The sequence below is a fragment of the Oryzibacter oryziterrae genome (genome assembly GCF_021864535.1).
In the GTDB taxonomy this organism is placed as follows: Bacteria; Pseudomonadota; Alphaproteobacteria; order Rhizobiales; family Pleomorphomonadaceae; genus Pleomorphomonas; species Pleomorphomonas oryziterrae.
This window is the reverse complement of sequence record NZ_JAKJIC010000001.1, coordinates 315,463-333,745: the sequence shown is the minus strand read 5'-3', so window position 1 is coordinate 333,745 and position 18,283 is coordinate 315,463. Positions and strand designations below refer to the sequence as shown.

Annotated in this window: 17 protein-coding genes and 1 tRNA gene; 4 read left to right on the top strand and 14 right to left on the bottom strand. The window is 60.9% G+C overall.

Translation table 11 applies throughout. The annotated features are described in order from the left end of the window. Positions 1-77: 77 nt before the first annotated feature. The 10 genes from L2I41_RS01535 to L2I41_RS01490 all read right to left on the bottom strand — a co-directional run bounded on the left by L2I41_RS01535 (position 78) and on the right by L2I41_RS01490 (position 10,675). Positions 78-1,169 carry a DegT/DnrJ/EryC1/StrS family aminotransferase gene (locus tag L2I41_RS01535; RefSeq protein ID WP_237151732.1) on the bottom strand — a complete coding sequence of 364 codons (1,092 nt, stop codon included), beginning with the start codon at positions 1,167-1,169 and terminating at the stop codon, positions 78-80. Positions 1,170-1,200: 31 nt separating this feature from the next. After that, positions 1,201-2,223, bottom strand: a complete 1,023-nt coding sequence (locus L2I41_RS01530; RefSeq protein WP_237151731.1) for an NAD-dependent epimerase/dehydratase family protein — start codon at positions 2,221-2,223, stop codon at positions 1,201-1,203. Next, positions 2,220-3,089 (bottom strand): glucose-1-phosphate thymidylyltransferase RfbA, encoded by an 870-nt coding sequence (rfbA, locus tag L2I41_RS01525; protein ID WP_237151730.1) that lies wholly within the window; start codon positions 3,087-3,089, stop codon positions 2,220-2,222. The genes L2I41_RS01530 and rfbA overlap by 4 nt, the downstream gene beginning before the upstream one ends. Before the next feature lie 182 nt (positions 3,090-3,271). Continuing rightward, positions 3,272-4,189: a dTDP-4-dehydrorhamnose reductase gene (rfbD, locus tag L2I41_RS01520; protein WP_237151729.1), complete on the bottom strand. Its 918-nt coding sequence runs from the start codon at positions 4,187-4,189 to the stop codon at positions 3,272-3,274. Beyond that, positions 4,186-5,247 (bottom strand): dTDP-glucose 4,6-dehydratase, encoded by a 1,062-nt coding sequence (gene rfbB / locus L2I41_RS01515; protein WP_237151728.1) that lies wholly within the window; start codon positions 5,245-5,247, stop codon positions 4,186-4,188. Before rfbB ends, rfbD begins: the two co-directional genes overlap by 4 nt. A 48-nt stretch (positions 5,248-5,295) precedes the next feature. Next, positions 5,296-5,859: a dTDP-4-dehydrorhamnose 3,5-epimerase gene (rfbC, locus tag L2I41_RS01510; protein ID WP_237151727.1), complete on the bottom strand. Its 564-nt coding sequence runs from the start codon at positions 5,857-5,859 to the stop codon at positions 5,296-5,298. 83 nt (positions 5,860-5,942) lie between these two features. After that, positions 5,943-6,710 (bottom strand): winged helix-turn-helix transcriptional regulator, encoded by a 768-nt coding sequence (locus tag L2I41_RS01505; protein ID WP_237151726.1) that lies wholly within the window; start codon positions 6,708-6,710, stop codon positions 5,943-5,945. A gap of 308 nt (positions 6,711-7,018) precedes the next feature. Next, a complete protein-coding gene (locus L2I41_RS01500) occupies positions 7,019-8,941 on the bottom strand; it encodes a glycosyltransferase family 2 protein (protein WP_237151725.1) in 1,923 nt (640 codons plus the stop codon). A gap of 557 nt (positions 8,942-9,498) precedes the next feature. Next, complete coding sequence (locus tag L2I41_RS01495; protein WP_237151724.1) at positions 9,499-10,131, bottom strand: NrsF family protein; 633 nt, start codon at positions 10,129-10,131, stop codon at positions 9,499-9,501. A gap of 4 nt (positions 10,132-10,135) precedes the next feature. Further along, complete coding sequence (locus L2I41_RS01490) at positions 10,136-10,675, bottom strand: sigma-70 family RNA polymerase sigma factor (protein WP_237151723.1); 540 nt, start codon at positions 10,673-10,675, stop codon at positions 10,136-10,138. A 194-nt stretch (positions 10,676-10,869) separates the two neighbouring features. Here L2I41_RS01490 and L2I41_RS01485 point away from each other — a divergent pair, with 194 nt between their 5' ends. Genes L2I41_RS01485 through L2I41_RS01470 form a run of 4 tightly spaced genes read left to right on the top strand, consistent with a single transcriptional unit; the run spans position 10,870 to position 13,348 of the window. Further along, positions 10,870-11,169, top strand: a complete 300-nt coding sequence (locus L2I41_RS01485; protein WP_237151722.1) for a BufA1 family periplasmic bufferin-type metallophore — start codon at positions 10,870-10,872, stop codon at positions 11,167-11,169. Positions 11,170-11,223: 54 nt separating this feature from the next. Then, a complete protein-coding gene (bufB, locus tag L2I41_RS01480) occupies positions 11,224-12,090 on the top strand; it encodes an MNIO family bufferin maturase (RefSeq protein WP_237151721.1) in 867 nt (288 codons plus the stop codon). After that, a complete protein-coding gene (locus L2I41_RS01475; RefSeq protein WP_237151720.1) occupies positions 12,087-12,860 on the top strand; it encodes an HvfC/BufC N-terminal domain-containing protein in 774 nt (257 codons plus the stop codon). The genes bufB and L2I41_RS01475 overlap by 4 nt, the downstream gene beginning before the upstream one ends. Further along, positions 12,857-13,348, top strand: a complete 492-nt coding sequence (locus L2I41_RS01470; protein WP_237151719.1) for a DoxX family protein — start codon at positions 12,857-12,859, stop codon at positions 13,346-13,348. The genes L2I41_RS01475 and L2I41_RS01470 overlap by 4 nt, the downstream gene beginning before the upstream one ends. Positions 13,349-13,428: 80 nt before the next feature. Here the strand turns inward: L2I41_RS01470 and L2I41_RS01465 are convergent. From L2I41_RS01465 to clpX, 4 genes are all read right to left on the bottom strand, one after another. Beyond that, positions 13,429-13,504, bottom strand: a tRNA-Val gene (locus tag L2I41_RS01465). 182 nt (positions 13,505-13,686) lie between these two features. Next, positions 13,687-13,962, bottom strand: a complete 276-nt coding sequence (gene hbs, locus L2I41_RS01460; RefSeq protein WP_237151718.1) for a non-specific DNA-binding protein Hbs — start codon at positions 13,960-13,962, stop codon at positions 13,687-13,689. A gap of 188 nt (positions 13,963-14,150) precedes the next feature. After that, positions 14,151-16,571: an endopeptidase La gene (gene lon / locus L2I41_RS01455; protein WP_237151717.1), complete on the bottom strand. Its 2,421-nt coding sequence runs from the start codon at positions 16,569-16,571 to the stop codon at positions 14,151-14,153. A 390-nt stretch (positions 16,572-16,961) separates the two neighbouring features. Beyond that, positions 16,962-18,224, bottom strand: coding sequence for an ATP-dependent Clp protease ATP-binding subunit ClpX (clpX, locus tag L2I41_RS01450; RefSeq protein ID WP_237151716.1), 1,263 nt, complete (start codon positions 18,222-18,224; stop codon positions 16,962-16,964). Positions 18,225-18,283: the final 59 nt, after the last annotated feature.

Sequence of the window (18,283 nt, the reverse complement as noted above, 5' to 3'; positions counted from 1 at the left end):
TGCATTGCACGCGGGAGTGATCGTCTACAAAAACTCACAGGGGAAGGCCGGGCCAATCGGATTGCGAAGCGACCAACCTACACCACGCTCCTCACCGCCTCGATCACCCGATCGACCGCCTTATCTTCAAGCTCTGGATACATGGGCAGGCTCAACACCTCGCGGGCAGCGGCTTCCGTGGCCAACAGTCCGTCCGGGTCAGCCGCAAGCCGCCCGCGATAGGCCGGTTGCAAGTGAACCGGGACCGGATAGTGGATGTTCGTGCCGATTCCGACGCTTCGCAGTTCCGCGGCTATTCGATCCCGCTCGGGGTGTCGAACCACATACTGATGGTAGACATGTGTGGTTCCCGGCGCTTCCTGCGGTAGCACAAGGTTCAGCCCCGACAATCCGGTTTGATAACGTGCGGCTATGGCACGACGCCGTTTGTTACCCTCGGCGAGATAGCCGAGCTTGACGTTCAGAATGGACGCCTGCAGTTCGTCAAGCCTGCTATTGTAGCCAGGAACATCGCTGATATAGCGCTCCCGCCAACCGTATTGGCGCAAGCAGCGAACAGTCTCGATGACGGACGGATTGCGGGCCGAGACGGCCCCCCCATCGCCGAAGGCTCCCAAATTCTTTGTCGGGTAGAAGCTGAAGCTCGCCGAGTCGCCAATACCCCCCACGGTCGTCGCGCCAATCCTGGCGCCATGCGCCTGCGCACAGTCTTCGACCACCCAAATACCACGGGGCCGACAGACATCGAGAATACCAGCCATGTCAGCGGGCTGTCCATAGAGGTGAACCGCCACGACGGCCTTGATTCCGTCGACGGACTCGACGCAGCGAGCCAGAGACTGGGGCGACAGGGTGAAGAAGATCGGATCAATGTCCACGAATATCGGCACCGCCCCGATCAGTTCGACGGCCGCCACCGTCGCAACCGCCGTGTGCGATACGGTGGCAACCCGATCGCCGGGTCCAACTCCAAGACCGCGCAGGGCCAGCATGAGCGCATCGGTACCGTTGCCGACGCCGGCGGCCGTACCGAGGTCCAATTCGGAGGCAAAGGCAGCTTCGAAGGCTTCCACTTCCTTGCCCAGAATATACCAGCCGCTGCTCAGAACCCTGGCGACGGCAGCATCAACCTCGGCTCCGTGTTGATCGTAGAATGCCTTGAGGTCCATCTGAGGGACGAATGCTTGGCGGGCCAAAGGGTCAGACATAGCAATCGAGATACCTTCTGTAATAGTCGAGGGCTGCAGCCAGACCGGCCTCCAGGCTCCATTTCGGGGACCAGTCCGTCGCCCGCCGGAATTTCGTGTCGTCGGCAAAATAGTCGCCGATATCGATCGCCTTGCGTTCGGCCGGAAAGACCTTGCGTTCGAATCGACCCGTACCGGCGATTTGAACAAGCTGTTCGGCCAAAGCCAACAAGGAAACCGGCGGTGTTCCCCCGATGTTGTAGATCTGTCCCCAACAAGCCGACACCGTGGCGGCTAGCAGCATCGCTTCCACAACATCGTCGATGTAGCTGAAGTCGCGAAGTTGATCGCCACCCCAGACCTCGAAGCTCCTTTCTTCGACCACGGCCCGCAGCCAGACGCCCAGGAAGGTTTGTCGCGCATCCTTGATTCGCATGCGTGGGCCGAACGTGTTGGTCAGCCTGAGTGACACCACATGCAAGCCGTGAATGTCGTGATAGAGCTGATGATAGTGTTCGGACGCCAGCTTGTTGATGCCATTCACATCAACCGGGCGCAACGGGTGCTGCTCGTCCACCGGCAAGTTCTGCGGCTTGCCGTAGATCTGCCGCGTTGAGGTGAAGACGATGGCCGCCTGCGGCGCCGACCGTCGGCAAGCCTCCAGCAGGTTGACCTGCGCCACCACGTTGGAGTCGAGATCCGCGATCGGATTGACCATGGAGTCATAATGGGCAACCCGCCCGGCGCAATTCAGAATGATCTGTCGCCCCTCGACCAACCTGTCGAGATTGGCATCCTGGCTGAGATCCGTCCGGTCGACCTTGATGCGGTCCTCGTAGCCAGCGATATTGGCAAGGTTACCGCCGCAATTGGCCATCATGGCATCCACGGCAAGAACATCGGCGCCAAGATCGGCAAGCCGGCAGGCAACATTCGAACCGATGAAGCCAAGCCCGCCGGTCACCAAGACCGACACGCCTCGCAATTTTTCGTCATGCCAATCCACGAGCAGCCCCTTCAGTAGCGGTTTCCTCACCGACGAGATCCGAGACCGAGCAAATACCGTCCATATTCGCTCTTGCCGAGCCGACGCCCCAGTTCAGTGACCTGGACCGTATCGATGAAACCTTGTCGATAGGCGATTTCTTCGGGGCAGCAGATCTTGATGCCCTGACGTTTTTGCAAAGTACCGACGAAATCGCCCGCGTCCATCAGGCTGTCCGGGGTTCCTGTGTCGAGCCAGGCATAGCCGCGCCCCATCAACTCAACGTTCAGCGCGCCGCGCTCGAGGTAGACGCGGTTGACGTCGGTGATCTCCAACTCCCCGCGTGCGGATGGCCTCAGGTTGGCAGCGATATCAACCACTTGCGCGTCGTAGAAATAGAGACCGGTCACGGCCCAATTGGATTTGGGAGTGGCTGGCTTTTCCTCGATCGAGACTGCCGTCATCGCATCGTCGAACTCGACGACACCATACCGTTCGGGGTCGCTGACGTGATAGGCGAAGACGGTGGCACCTTCGGTCCGCCGAGCGGCGTGGGTGAGAAGCTCGGTCATGCCGTGGCCGTAGAAAATATTGTCGCCAAGGATGAGGCAGGACGACTCGCCGCGAACAAAATCCGCGCCGATGACATAGGCTTGCGCCAGTCCATCCGGAGACGGCTGCTCGGCATAGCTCAAGGACAGCCCCCAATCGCGCCCGTCGCCCAGCAGGCGTTCAAACTGAGGCAGATCATGCGGCGTCGAGATAATGAGAATCTCGCGAATCCCGGCGAGCATCAGGGTCGACAGCGGATAGTAGATCATCGGCTTGTCGTAGACCGGCATCAATTGCTTCGAGGTCACCAGCGTCATCGGATGCAAACGCGTCCCGCTGCCGCCGGCAAGGATTATGCCCTTCATGCCCCCAACTCCTCACCACACTCACCGCTCTGAAGTCCGTTTGAACGGCCCCCGACCGGCTTTGCACCGATCTACTGCTGACAGCCCCGAGCCTGCAGCGAACCCACATATGCAAGAATCGAATCAACTCCCTTGATCCGGCGCTGCCTGCATAGTCTTCGCGCTTCAATGGATCCGAAAGGTCAGCAACTCTTCGCACCAAGTTTTTTCGTCTCCAACAGTCGGGCAACCACCGACGCCAATCCAGTTCGCCAGTCGGGCAACTGAACATCATGGCAGGCGGCCAGCTTGCTGCAATCCAGCCGGGAATTTGCCGGCCGCCGCGCCGCCGTCGGAAAGGCTGACGTGGGGATGCGTTCCACCTGTGGGCTCGGCCCGCCTCGTTCGGCTGACAATCGAAAGATCTCGACCGCGACGTCAGCCCAAGTGGCTTCACCGGCAGCCACCATGTGGAATAGCCCCCTGCACTCTGGACGGCGCGAAGTCAGAAGATTGTCCGCCACCGCAAGGATGCCGTCCGCGAGATCCAGAGCCGAGGTGGGATTGCCGATCTGGTCGTCGACCACGCTGAGGCAAGACCGGGTCGTTGCAAGGCGCAACATGGTCCTTACGAAATTCCGACCGAATGGGCTGAAGACCCAGGCTGTTCGCAAGATCACATGGTCGGAGGTCGCCGCCGCCAAAGCCCGCTCGCCGAACAGCTTGGAGGTTCCATAGACACTGACGGGCTCTGCGATATCGTCTTCTATGTAGGACCTCGCCTTGCTCCCGTCGAAAACATAATCCGTCGAGAGATGGATCACCGGCACACCCAACCGGGCTGCAACCTCGCCGATTTTGCCTGGCGCCACCCCGTTGACGGCCATCGCACCAGCCTGGTCGTCTTCTGCCTGGTCAACGGCGGTATAGGCGGCTGCGGAAATGAGTAGGTCCGGACGCGCCGAGGCGATTGCCACGTCGATCGTCAAGGGATCGGACAAGTCAAGCTCGGGACGCCCGAGTGCAACCAGTTCGATGTCAGGCCTGTCGGCGACACGCTCCTTGAGCGAGGTCACCACCTGCCCTTGACATCCCGTCACGACATAACGGCGCCGCGTCATGGCTCGCGCCCCGTGCCAACAAGCCCCAGGCGGCGCCCGTCATAGCCTTGGCGCAGCGGCGCCCACCACCATTCGTTCTCAAGATACCAGCGGACCGTCTTCTCTATGCCGGTTTCGAAAGTCTCCTCGGCTCGCCAGCCGAGTTCTGTTTCCAGTCGTGTCGCGTCGATGGCGTAGCGGGCATCATGGCCTGGACGATCCTCGACGAACGCAATGTGCCGCTCATGCGGCCCACTTTGCGGATGAAGGGCATCCATCAGCGTGCAGATGTGCTGCACCACGTCCAGATTGCGGCGTTCGTTGCGACCGCCGACGTTGTAGGTCTGCCCCGGTCGCCCCCGTTCGGCAATCAGATCAAGAGCGCGCGCATGGTCCTCCACATAGAGCCAATCGCGAATATTGGCTCCGTCGCCATAGATGGTCAGCGGCTTGGCCTCCAACGCGTTGAGGATCATCAGCGGGATGAGCTTTTCGGGAAAATGATAGGGGCCGTAATTGTTGGAGCAATTTGATACGACGACCGGTAGCCCGTAGGTCCGCTGCCAGGCCTTGGCCAAGTGGTCTGACGCCGCCTTGGATGCCGAATAGGGCGACGACGGATCATAGGCCGTCGCTTCTGTGAACAGGCCATCCGCGCCAAGCGATCCGTAGACTTCGTCGGTCGACACGTGCAGGAAACGGAAGGCAGCCCGATCGACGGCAGGCAAGCCTTCCCAATGGTTGCGCGCCACATCGAGCAGGGTGAAAGTGCCGATGACATTGGTCTCGACGAAATCGCGCGCACCGGTGATCGACCTGTCGACATGGCTCTCGGCTGCCAAATGCATCACACGGTCGGGCCGGAAGCTCGCAAAGGCTTCTACCATGGCCGAGCGATCGCAGATGTCGGCCCTCAAGAACCGGTGCAGCGGATGTCCATCGACCTTGTACAGAGATGTCAGCGTACCTGCGTAGGTTAGCTTGTCGACAGTCAGCACCTCGTAGCCCTTGACGAGCACAAGATGACGAACGACCGCAGACCCTATGAATCCGGCACCGCCGGTGACCAGAACACGCATCACTCGCTTCCTATGACAGCCGATGAACGAAACCGTCGCCGTCCATGCTCACGGCCGATAGACAAAATTGGACGCCAGATCCGCCAGGGCCGGCTGCATCTTGTCCTTGACGGACAGAACGGCTTTGTCGGGCTCGACCGGCCAGTCGATCCCAAGCGCGGGATCGTCCCACCTAAGGCCGCGATCATGCTCCGGACTATAATAGTCCGACACCTTGTAGGCGATCACTGTCCTGTCGACCAAAGTGCAGAAACCATGTGCGAATCCGGCAGGGACCCACAACTGTAGCGCATTTTCTTCCGTGAGTTCGACGCCGACATGGCGGCCGAAGGTCGGTGATCCCCGGCGAAGGTCGACCGCCACGTCAAACAGCGCGCCAGCGACGCAGCGAACCAACTTGCCCTGCGCCCGCGGCTCAAGTTGAAAATGCAGACCACGCACGGTACCCTGCTCAGCCGACATCGACTGGTTGTCCTGCACGAAAGCCTGTGGACCAATCCATTCGGCCAGTTGGTCGGCGCGAAAGGTTTCCATGAAATAGCCCCGAGCGTCACCGAATTTCTTGGGCCGCATCAGCAGCACATCGGCGATCGCGGTCCGCTCGATCTCCATCCCCCACATTTCCCTCATTGGCTGGCCGCCCACCCGACCGATCAAACTTACGGTCGCGGACCTGGCCTTTGCACGCAGCACTCTCAGACAGGCATGACGTCGTCAACGCGGCTGGTGAACATGTAGCCAAGCCGGAATTCCGTCTTGATCAGACCGTCGGCAGTGCCGTTGCTGACATCGCCGAGCTTCTTGCGCAGTCGGACGATGATCGCGTCGATCGCCCTGTCGCTGACCGGGCGGCGGTCACCATAGAGCACTTCGGATAGCTCCTGCCGCGAGCAGATCAGACCAGGCTTGCGGGCAAAATGCACGATCAGTCGGCTCTCGGACGTGGTCAACTTCAGCACATTGGCGCCATATTGCAATGAGTTGTCGCGCGGATCGAAGTTGATGCCCGAAAAGGACATCGGCAGCAGGCGGTTAAGAGCGTCGTCATGCCCTTGCCGGGAACGCTGGACAATATCCTGCAGCATGCTGTTGAAAATCAGGATGTCAAACGGTGACTGCAGGCAGTCGGTCGCGCCATTCATCAGATACTTGCCCTGCAGAGGGTCGTCAGCCTCACAGATGACCAGAAGCGGAACCGACGTCCGTTCCCGTATCTTTTCGATCGCGGGCAAGCCATTGCGTGTGGGACCGCGGCAATCGAGCACCAGAACATCCGGAACGCGTTCGTCCAACACATCAAACAGATTACGGTCCTCCGCAGCCTGCAGACCGCCGCCAGTCGGCTTGCGCGTGACACCGGGTACAGACAGGTCGTCGCGCGCAATGATGATCGTCGTAACCCCGCTCATGTCCCGCCGCCCCCTAAAATCCAACTTGATTCTATTCACCCAGCAACGCGGCAAGACTATACGACCACCCCCAACCCGTCAAAAAACGATCACGCCTACAGGTCGTCTTTCTCCATCGACCGATTGAGGACCTAGAGTGCAATAAGGTATTGACAGAAAACGATTAAATTAGCCACCCCCTCCAAGGGAAGACCAGATCCGGCATTTGGGCGGCATCGAAATCCCCAGGGAATGCCGTCGATCACCGCTGCCGCAGGTCGAGCACCAGATGCAAGCTGGCCTGCGGAGCATAGCTCGCGAGCGATCACCACGCTCCGGACTAACGGGTAGGTATGACAACCATCGCAATCGCAGCCGTGCCGTCAGACGCCGGGAGCGTCCATGACCTGCTCGATCAAATCTCCCCAGCGGTTCGTGTGCTGCCACATGTTGAAGAGCGTCAACTTGTAACGACCATCGCCGATCATTCGCATGGATTGTCGCTCAAGGTGATAGAGCTCGACCTCGGAGGTATAGACGATCGCACGTCCGGACTGGCGCGCTTTGAGGCAATAGTCGGAGTCCTCAAAATCGCCAATGATATAGTTGGTCGACAGACCGCCCAGCTCGGCAAACACGGCACGTGGCGTCAGCAGACAAGCCCCCGTCACGGCCGGCACCTCGGCTTGCCCCCGAACCGGATCGAAGGATACGGCCAAGCCCTTGTTGGAATGATGGTTCAGCCACGTTCCCGGCAGGACCGGAGCCGGGCGAAACTCCATCCCGGCATGCTGGATCGATCCGTCGTCGAACAGCAGACGGCATCCGAGAGCACCAAGTGACGGCACCGTTTCCGCTGTCGCCAAGAGCTGCGACACCCAGCCCTTGGCCTTTGGGATGATGTCGGAATTCAAAAGGATTAGGTATTTCCCCCGCGCGACGGACGCCCCAACGTTATTTGCGGTGGAATAGCCGAAGTTGGCGCGCAGGTCGACAAGCCGGAACGGCACGTCATAGAGCTTGGCAACCGTATCGGCGAGCAAGGCCACCTCCTTGGCCCGCCGCGGATCGTCGAGAACATAGATCAACTCGGCTCGTGCCGTTCCATGGCGGAAGTCCGCGTCATTGGCGAAGTTGGCGATCTGGTGCTTCAGAAAGTCCACCCGCCCGTAGAGCGGAATGATGATGGAAACCTCTGGATCCTCAGGCAAGCGACCATAGACGTTATCCTTGGGGTGAGGCTTCTGTTCGAGAGCCAGCCGCCAGAGCTCGGACAACGCCGGTCCGAGCGCCCGCGCATAAAGATCCACGGCATCTATCACCGTCTCCTCGGCCCACATCGAAACCTCTTCGGCCAGTTTGCGTGGTGAAGTCGGAACGGCGAGTCGAAACGGGATTCTGAACAGAGACCCGCTCATGGTCGCAAACTCGGCAAACCAGCGCTTGTCCTCAGCGTGAACATCGGCGCAAGGCGCGAAGGCCACGATTCCGCAATCGAGATTGCCGCCGGGAACAGTGCTGGCAAGCGCTTCCACCACGTCGAGACGGGTCGATGCCGGCAAGGGAAGATCGAGCTGCACCTGCCGACCGAAAAAGCTCTTGAGCGTCACCGACACCATTTTGTCCTGGGTGACGTGAACGACCCATCCCTTCAGCAGAATACCGATGGCGCCGACACGTTGCGCCACGTCGAGATAAGCGGCGATGGGCATCCCAAGCGAAGCTTCTTCGAGGGGATTCTTCTGGATTCGTCCATAAAACGTCTCGAGCACCTCGTCGATTTGCGAAGCGATGACCGTGTTATCGCCAAACAAGACCCGGTGCTGGTCGACAAGGCGCTGCATTGCTGCCAGAGCGGCCTCAAAGGAACAGCGTCCGATGAATTCCTCTACGTCTTGAACGTTACCTGTCGGCCAGATCAATCCGGTCAACGCCGCGCCATCGTCAGCTTCGAGTGTGACGGTCAGTCCGACAGAACCACGCTGCTGCGGCAACAAGCCTAGAAACGGAAAGCTGGAACCATCGCCAGCGGGACCCGGTGCGGCCCTTTTCAGAGCCAGATCCGCGAGCACAACATCCCCGCAACCGACAAACACGGCACCTGTCAAACATCGGCCCGGATCGACCACCCAGCCGGCAACCAGCCATCCCGTCCCGCCTATGGAGATCAAGGCGTCGAAATGAACATGAAGTGCAGCTTTGGGATCAGGGGTGACATCGCAGCCGTAACTGAGTGCCAAACGCCCGTCAGGACTTGTGACCAGACTGCGGGGAGCGGCGATTTTTGAGTTCATCTGCAACGACATGCTGCCTCCCGGCTGCGGAACGGCAAATCGCGAACTTGTGTGTCCGACTTTAATGCCTGCTGAGTCAGAGAGGGATTTTGGTCGGAAACGCAATGTTTCGCAAGCCGCTTGCTCCCCCCGCTACGCTGGGGTCAACAGACAAGTGACCGATCGTCTGGATATCACCCTCAAAAAACATAAGTGATTACACTACTGCCCTGAACGAAAACTTGCGACAGTTGGTGCTTGAGTTAGGCGCCAATGGACTGAGCAGTAACAGAAATCCTAGTATCCACCTGGAAGTTGGTTGTCGAAGTCCCACTGACCAACCTCATAAGGGACCCGCTACATCATTTTTTGGAACTTAACGAAATAAAGACATATTGCGCGACACTAGACAAAACCGGTGACTCGTTTGAGGTTGGCGTGCAAAGCGATGGATTGATGCCGCAGACAATTTCGCAAAAAAAGGCCGTCAATAAGCGAGAGTCTTGGTAGTGCAAGACAGTCCAACCCCGTAGATCGGCTCGCCAACAGCCCGACAAACAAACCCAAGCGATCGACGAGTCGACTCAGACTCACCAGCGGACAAACCAGCGTCCCGCGAGGCCCCCAACGATCGCCAGCACACCCACCGCAAGCGAGTACCAGAGCGCGACGAACAGCGGAGAGTCGTCCGTACAATGGGAGGCATAGAAGGTCGCGGCCAGTCCACCCGCCATAAGCCCGGCGATGGTACCCGCCAGAGCCGGCGCCGTCGGTGCACATTGGCGCAAAGCCATGATGAACACACCCAGCGGCAGCAGACCGATGACTGGAATGGCTGTCATGCAGATCAATGCGTTATGCCCCAACATGGCAGGCAGCCTCGTCCCGGGGGGCAGCACCAGCCATTCCATCGCCGCAACCAGAACGACCAGCACCGGCGTCAGCACGAAGGACCAGGCGCTCGCGCGCCCTGTCGGTCGCGCCAGATGCATGGTCGCGTAAGCCATGGTGGCAAACAGCGTCAGCGTCACCAGGAACTTGCTCAGGAAGCGCAAACTGTCCAGCGACTCCATGAAATCCGGGCGCGGTCGCAGGATCACAAGGAAAACCGCAGCAGCCAGCGGCACGGCCAACAGGATCGCCCGGGCGCAAGTCCGCTCCGGCGAAGGCGCCTTCACAGTGCCATCACTGGCCAGGGCGCGGATCAGGTCTTCCGTCTTCATGGTGTCACGTCCGTCCGAATTTCGCGGCAATCGCCGCCAGTCCGCGGTGCAGCGCCACACGCACCGCCGTTTCCTTCATGGTCAGCCGATTGGCCGTCTCGCCGATCGACCGTCCTTCCAGCGAGATCGAGGTGACCACCGCCCGCTGCCCGGCCGGTAGCGACGATAGAGCCCGCTCGATGTCACGCTCACTGGCGGTCTCTTGCTCTGGCGCAGCCAGCACATCAGAGAGATCGTCGATGTCGACGACCACCCGCTGCCCCCGTCGACGATAGGCATCGACGACCTTGTAGCGGGCAATCGCATAAACCCAGGGCAGGATCGGTTCGCTGGCGCGCCAGGTGTGGCGCTTGAGATGCAGCGCGAGCAGCACCTCCTGCAGCACATCCTCGGGCTCAGCGGGGCCGCCGGCACCCAGCTTGCGGCGCACGAAGCTGCGGATCAGGCCAGAGACCTGCCTGAGGAACGCAGCATAAGCGACATCCTCTCCGCCAAGCGCAGCCCGCATCAACTCAGCCAGCTCTTGCTCCATGTCAGCCGCCACACTTGTCTCCATGTACGACTTCGCCAGACCACGCGTTTTGTTACAGCGTCAGGCAAGAAAATCCGGCCGGAACTCGAAATGTCTATCACGCTTTCGTGATCCTGACGCAGCGTAACAAACCACGCGCCCTCTCGAATTGGAAGATGTGGCCGGTAGACGCCGGCCCTGCCAACCTTCCAGAAGAGGAATTCAACATGTCCAAGCTCAATCTCTCGCTCGCCCTCGCCGGTTCGCTTGCCACGGCCATCGCCGGCCTTGCCGTTTCCTCCGCCTCCGCCGCCGACATGAAGACCGAGAAGTGCTTCGGTGTCGCCCTCAAGGGCCAGAACGACTGCGCTGCTGGCGCCGGCACCACCTGCGCCGGAACCTCCAAGATCGACTACCAGGGCAACGAGTGGAAGGCCGTCCCCGCCGGCACCTGCGCCACCATGATGCTGCCCGAGGGGCGCATGGGCTCGCTCACCCCGCTGATGCGCGACGTTCCCAAGGCCTGACCCTGATCACGGGCGGCCCTGCGACGGGCCGCCCCCTTCACAGCGGAGCAAGCCATGCCGAACCGCCCGTCCTCCCTGCCGAACCGCGCCGGTCTGGGGCTCAAGCCCCAGCACTACGCCACCATCCATTCAGAAAGGCCCGACGTCGGCTTTTTCGAAGTTCACGCCGAGAACTACATGATGGCCGGCGGCCCGGCACACCGGCACCTCACCGCCATTGCCGAGCAATATCCACTGTCCCTGCACGGCGTCGGCCTGTCGATCGGGGCAGCCCGTCCGCTCGACCGCGACCATCTCGAACGCCTGCGGGTCCTGGAGCAACGCTACGCACCGCTGGCCGTCTCGGAACATCTCGCCTGGTCGAGCCACGACATCGGTTTTCTCAACGATCTTCTGCCGCTGCCCTATACCGCGGAAACGCTGGCGCGCGTCGTCGAACATGTGGACACCGTCCAAACTGTGCTCGGCCGGCCAATATTGCTCGAGAATCCCTCAACCTATGTGCTGTTCGAGGCTTCCGACGTCGACGAAATCGACTTCCTCACCCAAGTCGCGCGCCGCTCAGGCTGCGGACTGCTTCTCGACGTCAACAACGTGATGGTCTCCTGCACCAACCATCGCGTCGACCCCTATGCCTATATCGACCGCTTCCCCTTGCCACTCATCGGCGAGATTCACCTTGGCGGCTATGACGAGGCTGTCGACGGCCGAGGCGAGCGCTTCCTGATCGATGCCCATGGCTCGGAAACCCGCCCGGACGTCTTTGCCCTCTATGAACACGTCATCGCCCTCGCCGGACCCCGCCCAACCCTGATCGAGTGGGACAATGACGTGCCGGACTTCCCGGTGCTTTATGCCGAAGCCGCGAGGGTCGACGACGTCCTGGCGCGAGGTTTCCTGAACTTGAGGCGGGCATCATGAACCACGCCGCTGCCCTCGCCCGCTTTGCCGCAGCCGTCACCGATCCCGCCCTTCCCCCACCACAGGACATCGTCACCCCTGAGGGGCCGATCGATCCGCTACGCTTTGCCGTCTATCGCAACAACGTCCACGTGGGACTGGTCGGCGCGCTTGAAGCTCGCTTTGCCGTGACGCGCCGCATTGTCGGCGATCCGTTCTTCCGCGGCATGGCCCGCGCCTACGTGGCAGAACACAAGCCGGCTTCGCCGCTGATGTTCGCCTATGGCGACGATTTTCCCGCTTTCGTCGCCAGCTTGGTCGAGATCGCGGCAGTGCCCTATCTCGCCGACGTTGCGATGCTGGAAGTCCGCTGGTCTCATGCCTACGGCGCCGCCGACGTCCAGCCGATGACGGTCGCAGACCTTGCCCGCATTCCACCCGATCAACTCGCCGACTGCCGCGCGTTCTTCCATCCATCTGCGGGCTGGCTACACTCGGACTATCCCGTCGCAACCATCTGGGCGCTACACCAGGAGCCCGACGTTCCCCGCTTCGAACTTGGGAGCGGCGAATCCGTCCTCGTCATCCGCCCTGACTCCGATGTGCTGCTCCATAGCCTCGAACCCGCAGAAGCGGCCTTTGTCGATCACCTGATCAGAGGACATACGCTCGGCGAAGCGGCCGAAGCCGCTGCCGCTTACCCCAAGTTCGACTTCGGAACATGCCTGGTGGGTCTTGTCTCCATCGGAGCACTGGTCGCCCTTACCCCCTCCATTGAGGATCACGCATGAGCACGCTCGCAACTTCGCACCCGGCACCGTCGACCATCGCCAGAGCAAACACCTGGCTCGCGGCAATCCCGCAATCAGTGCCGCTTCTGGCCTTGCGCTTCGCGCTGGCTGTCCCCTTCTTCACCTCCGGACTGACCAAATGGGACGGTTGGTTCAATCTCTCGCTCGGCGCGCGCTACCTCTTTGAAGAAGAGTTCAAGCTGCACATTCTCGGCGCCGAGTTCCCCTACCCGGCCCCCATCCCCATGGCTTATGCTGCCGGCTGCTGCGAGATCCTGCTGCCGATTCTCCTCGTCCTGGGGCTTGGCACCCGCTTCGCCGCGCTCGGCCTCCTGGGGATGACCGCGGTGATTCAACTCACCGTTCCCGACGGTTGGGCGAACTTCCATCTGCCTTGGGCCGCGATGGCGCTGACACTGGTTGTCTGGGGTGGCGGCTGGCTGAGCCTGGACCGCGCGGTTGAGTTCGCGCAACGCAAGTCAGGCTGACACCGCTCGCGCCCCATCAGGACAAGACGACGCCATGGCAAGCTGAACTTGCAGAAACCATTGTTTTGATTTGGGAAATTTGGTGGGCGGTGACGGTCTCGAACCGCCGACATCCAGTGTGTAAAACTGGCGCTCTACCAACTGAGCTAACCGCCCTCAAAGGGGTCGCGTCGGGGCTGGCCTCGGCGCAACGACATTGCTGTAATCCGTCGCCCCACCGATTGCAAGCGACCTTGCGGCCGATCCAATCTCTTCGCCGAGCAACAAAAAAGGCGCGATCTTGTTAAGGACCGCGCCATCAATGAAGCGTGCCGCACAGTGTACGGCACGCAAACTCCTTAGGCGTTCACAGCGTCCTTGAGGCCCTTGCCGACGCGGAACTTCGGCTGCTTGGAAGCAGCAATCTGCAGCGGCTCGCCGGTCTGCGGGTTGCGGCCTTCGGAAGCAGCACGCTCGGTCACGACGAAATTGCCGAAACCAACGATGCGGACTTCATCGCCAGCCTTCAGCGCTTCGGTGATGGTCGCGAAGACCGCGTCAACGGCAGCACCAGCCTGCGCCTTGTTGAGCGACGCCTTCTCGGCGACCTGCGTGACCAGATCGTTCTTGTTCATGTCGTGTCCCTTTTAATTAACTCTGACGGAGCGGGCCTAGGCCACGCGCCCCGGGGCGCACGTTTCGCAGTTTTCCGCGGAAAATCAAGTGCCACTTTGCGACTTTGTTGTGATTTTTGCAGTCACGGCAAAAAAGAAGCCCCGGGTGTGACACCCGGGGCCGATAGCATGCACCTCAATGCGAAGTTTCAGTGCGCCGTGATTGCCGATGCATCGGCATCATTGGTGGCCGGCGCCACGTCCACTTTCGATTCGTCCCATTCGATCGGCGTCAGAGGCTTGGTCAATGCGACCTTCAGCACCTCGTCCATGCGACCGACCGGGATGATGTCGAGACCGGTTTTCACATTCTCCGGAATGTCCGCCAGGTCCTTCGCATTCTCTTCAGGAATCATCACCACCTTGATGCCGCCACGCAGGGCAGCCAGCAGCTTCTCCTTGAGACCACCGATCGGCAGCACCCGGCCACGCAGCGTGATCTCGCCCGTCATCGCCACGTCGTGACGCACCTGAATACCGGTCATCACCGACACGATCGACGTCACCATGGCGATACCAGCCGACGGACCGTCCTTCGGCGTCGCGCCTTCCGGCACGTGCACGTGAATGTCGCGACGATCGAACAGCGGCGGCTCGATGCCGAAGTCCACGGCGCGCGACCGGACATAGGATGCCGCCGCGGAGATGGACTCCTTCATCACTTCCTTGAGGTTGCCCGTCACGGTCATGCGGCCCTTGCCGGGCAGCTTCACCGCTTCGATGGTCAACAGCTCGCCACCAACCTCGGTCCAGGCCAGACCGGTGACGACACCGACCTGATCCTCGCCATCCGCCTCACCGTGGCGGTAGCGCGGCACGCCGAGATACTGCTCAACCTTCTCCGGCGTGACGCTGATCGACTTGATCTCGCCCTTGGACTTCTGCAGCTCGGTAACCGCCTTGCGGGCGAGCGACATCATCTCGCGGTCGAGGTTACGCACACCGGCCTCGCGGGTATAGGTGCGGATGACGAAGCGGATCGCTTCATCATCGATCTCATACTCGCCGGCACGCAGACCGTGATCCGCGATGGCCTTGGGCAGCAGATGACGCTTGGCGATCTCGACCTTCTCATCCTCGGTGTAGCCGGCGATGCGAATGATCTCCATGCGGTCCATCAGCGGACCGGGAATGTTCAGCGTATTGGCCGTCGTCACGAACATCACGTCCGACAGGTCATACTCGACCTCCAGATAGTGATCCATGAACGTCGAGTTCTGCTCCGGGTCCAGCACCTCCAGCAGCGCCGAAGACGGATCGCCACGGAAGTCCATGCCCATCTTGTCGATCTCGTCGAGCAGGAACAGCGGGTTCGACTTCTTGGCCTTCTTCATCGACTGGATGACCTTGCCGGGCATCGAGCCGATATAGGTGCGGCGGTGACCGCGGATTTCGGCCTCGTCCCGCACGCCACCCAGGGACATGCGCACATACTCACGCCCGGTCGCCTTGGCGATCGACTTGGCCAGCGAGGTCTTGCCCACGCCCGGAGGGCCGACGAGGCAGATGATCGGTCCCTTCAGCTTGTTGGCGCGGCTCTGTACCGCCAGATACTCGATGATGCGTTCCTTGACCTTCTCGAGGCCAAAGTGATCATCGCCCAGCACCTGTTCGGCAAAGGCCAGATCATTCTTCACCTTGGAACGCTGCTTCCAGGGGATACCCAGGATCCAGTCGAGATAGTTGCGCACCACGGTAGCTTCCGCCGACATGGGCGACATCTGCCGCAGCTTCTTCAGCTCGGCATTGGCCTTCTCGCGCGCTTCCTTGGACAGCTTGGTCTTCTTGATGCGCTCTTCGATTTCGGCGAGCTCGTCGCGGCCGTCTTCGCCGTCGCCGAGTTCCTTCTGGATCGCCTTCATCTGCTCGTTGAGGTAATACTCGCGCTGCGTCTTCTCCATCTGCCGCTTGACGCGACTGCGGATGCGCTTTTCCACCTGCAGGACGGAGATTTCACTCTCCATCAGTCCGAGGACGCGCTCGAGCCGCTCCAGCACCGACTTCAGCGCCAGGATTTCCTGCTTTTCGGAAATCTTGACCGCCAGATGCGAGGCGATGGTATCGGCGAGCTTCGAATAGTCCTCGATCTCCTTGATGGTGCCGAGCACCTCAGGCGAGACCTTCTTGTTCAGCTTGACGTAATTGTCGAACTCGGACACCACCGAGCGGGCCAGAGCCTCGACCTCGACCTGGTCGCTCTCGGCCTCTTCCATCGGCTCGACTTCGGCTTCGAAATAGTCGGTACGATCGATGTAGGCCTGGACCTCGGCGCGCCGGCTGCCCTCGACAAGCACCTTCACGGTGCCGTCTGGCAGCTTCAGGAGCTGCAGCACGGTGGCCAGCGTCCCGACCATGTAGATGCCGTCTGCGGCCGGATCATCGTCGCTGGCGTTCTTCTGCGTCGCCAGGAGGATCTGCTTGTCGGCATTCATCACTTCCTCGAGGGCGCGGATGGATTTCTCGCGGCCAACGAAGAGCGGGACGATCATGTGCGGGAAGACAACGATGTCTCGCAAGGGCAAGACGGGGAATACATCCTTGGCCGGTCCGGCAGCGGAAGTGGAAGCCATCATCATTTCCTTTCTTGCGGCCCATCGACGTCCCGGAGGACAGGATGTCGACGTCCGTTGCGCGGCAACGGTGTAGCCAACCGCCCCGGTTCGGGACGGCGGTCATCGACGGTCGACGGGGCAAGCTTTATCCGGATGGCTCCGGTCCGCTTTGATCTGGCCACCAGACCCGCCTCATGATGAGCGCGAGTTCGGGTGCCTTTCCCGTTTCCGTCACTGCCGCGTAAGCGGATACATGGACCGCAGCAGGCTCGGTTTCAAGGTCGGGTCCGAACACGAAATCCGGAACGGGGATCGGACCCGACAGTTCTTTCACTTTGATCCGGTTCTTCTACCAGATCAAGGCAGACTGCAGACGCGGGAGGTCGCAGTGCGTTTCCATTGCAACAATCAGGCGTCGGTGCCGGTTTCGCTCAGGCGTTCGCCGTAGACGTAAATCGGCTTGGCCTTGCCGCCCACCACGTCGCCGGAGATCGCCACTTCGCTGACGCCTTCGAGGCTCGGCAGCTCGTACATGGTCTCGAGCAGGATCGCTTCCATGATCGAACGCAGGCCACGGGCACCCGTCTTGCGCTCGATGGCGCGGCGAGCGATGGCGCTGAGTGCGTCTTCGGTGAAGGTCAGCTTGACGTCTTCCATCTCGAACAGACGCTGATACTGCTTGACCAGCGCGTTCTTGGGCTCGGTGAGGATGACCACCAGCGCGGCTTCGTCCAGGTCCTCAAGCGTCGCCAGAACCGGCAGACGACCGACGAACTCGGGGATGAGACCGAACTTCAGGAGGTCTTCCGGCTCGACATGCGAGAAGAGCTCGCCGGTACGGCGATCCTCGGGGGCCGACACCTGCGCCTGGAAGCCGATCGAGGTCGACTTGCCACGGGCAGAGATGATCTTCTCGAGGCCTGCGAAGGCACCGCCGCAGATGAACAGGATGTTGGTCGTGTCGACCTGAAGGAACTCCTGCTGCGGATGCTTGCGCCCGCCCTGCGGCGGCACGGAGGCAACGGTGCCTTCCATGATCTTCAGAAGCGCCTGCTGCACGCCTTCACCCGACACGTCGCGCGTGATCGACGGATTGTCGGACTTGCGCGAGATCTTGTCGACTTCGTCGATGTAGACGATGCCGCGCTGGGCGCGTTCCACATTGTAGTCGGCAGCCTGAAGCAGCTTCAGGATAATGTTCTCCACGTCCTCGCCCACGTAACCGGCTTCGGTCAGCGTGGTGGCGTCCGACATGGTGAAGGGCACGTCGATGATGCGCGCCAGCGTCTGGGCCAGCAGCGTCTTGCCCGAGCCGGTCGGCCCGATCAGCATGATGTTGGACTTTGCCAACTCGACGTCGTTGTTCTTGGTGGCGTGGTTGAGGCGCTTGTAGTGGTTATGCACCGCCACAGACAGCACCTTCTTGGCCTTCTCCTGGCCAATGACATAGTCGTCGAGCACCTTGCGGATTTCGCCCGGCGTGGGAACGCCGTCTCGCGACTTCACCAGACTGGACTTCGACTCCTCGCGGATGATGTCCATGCAAAGCTCGACGCATTCGTCGCAGATGAACACCGTTGGGCCCGCGATAAGTTTGCGAACCTCATGCTGGCTCTTGCCGCAGAACGAACAGTAGAGGGTGTTCTTCGACTCACCGCTGACCTTGGTCATCCAATCAATCCCGCTCGGTTGTCGGACAGCTTCTCGCCATCCGGGCCTGCCACCCCTCC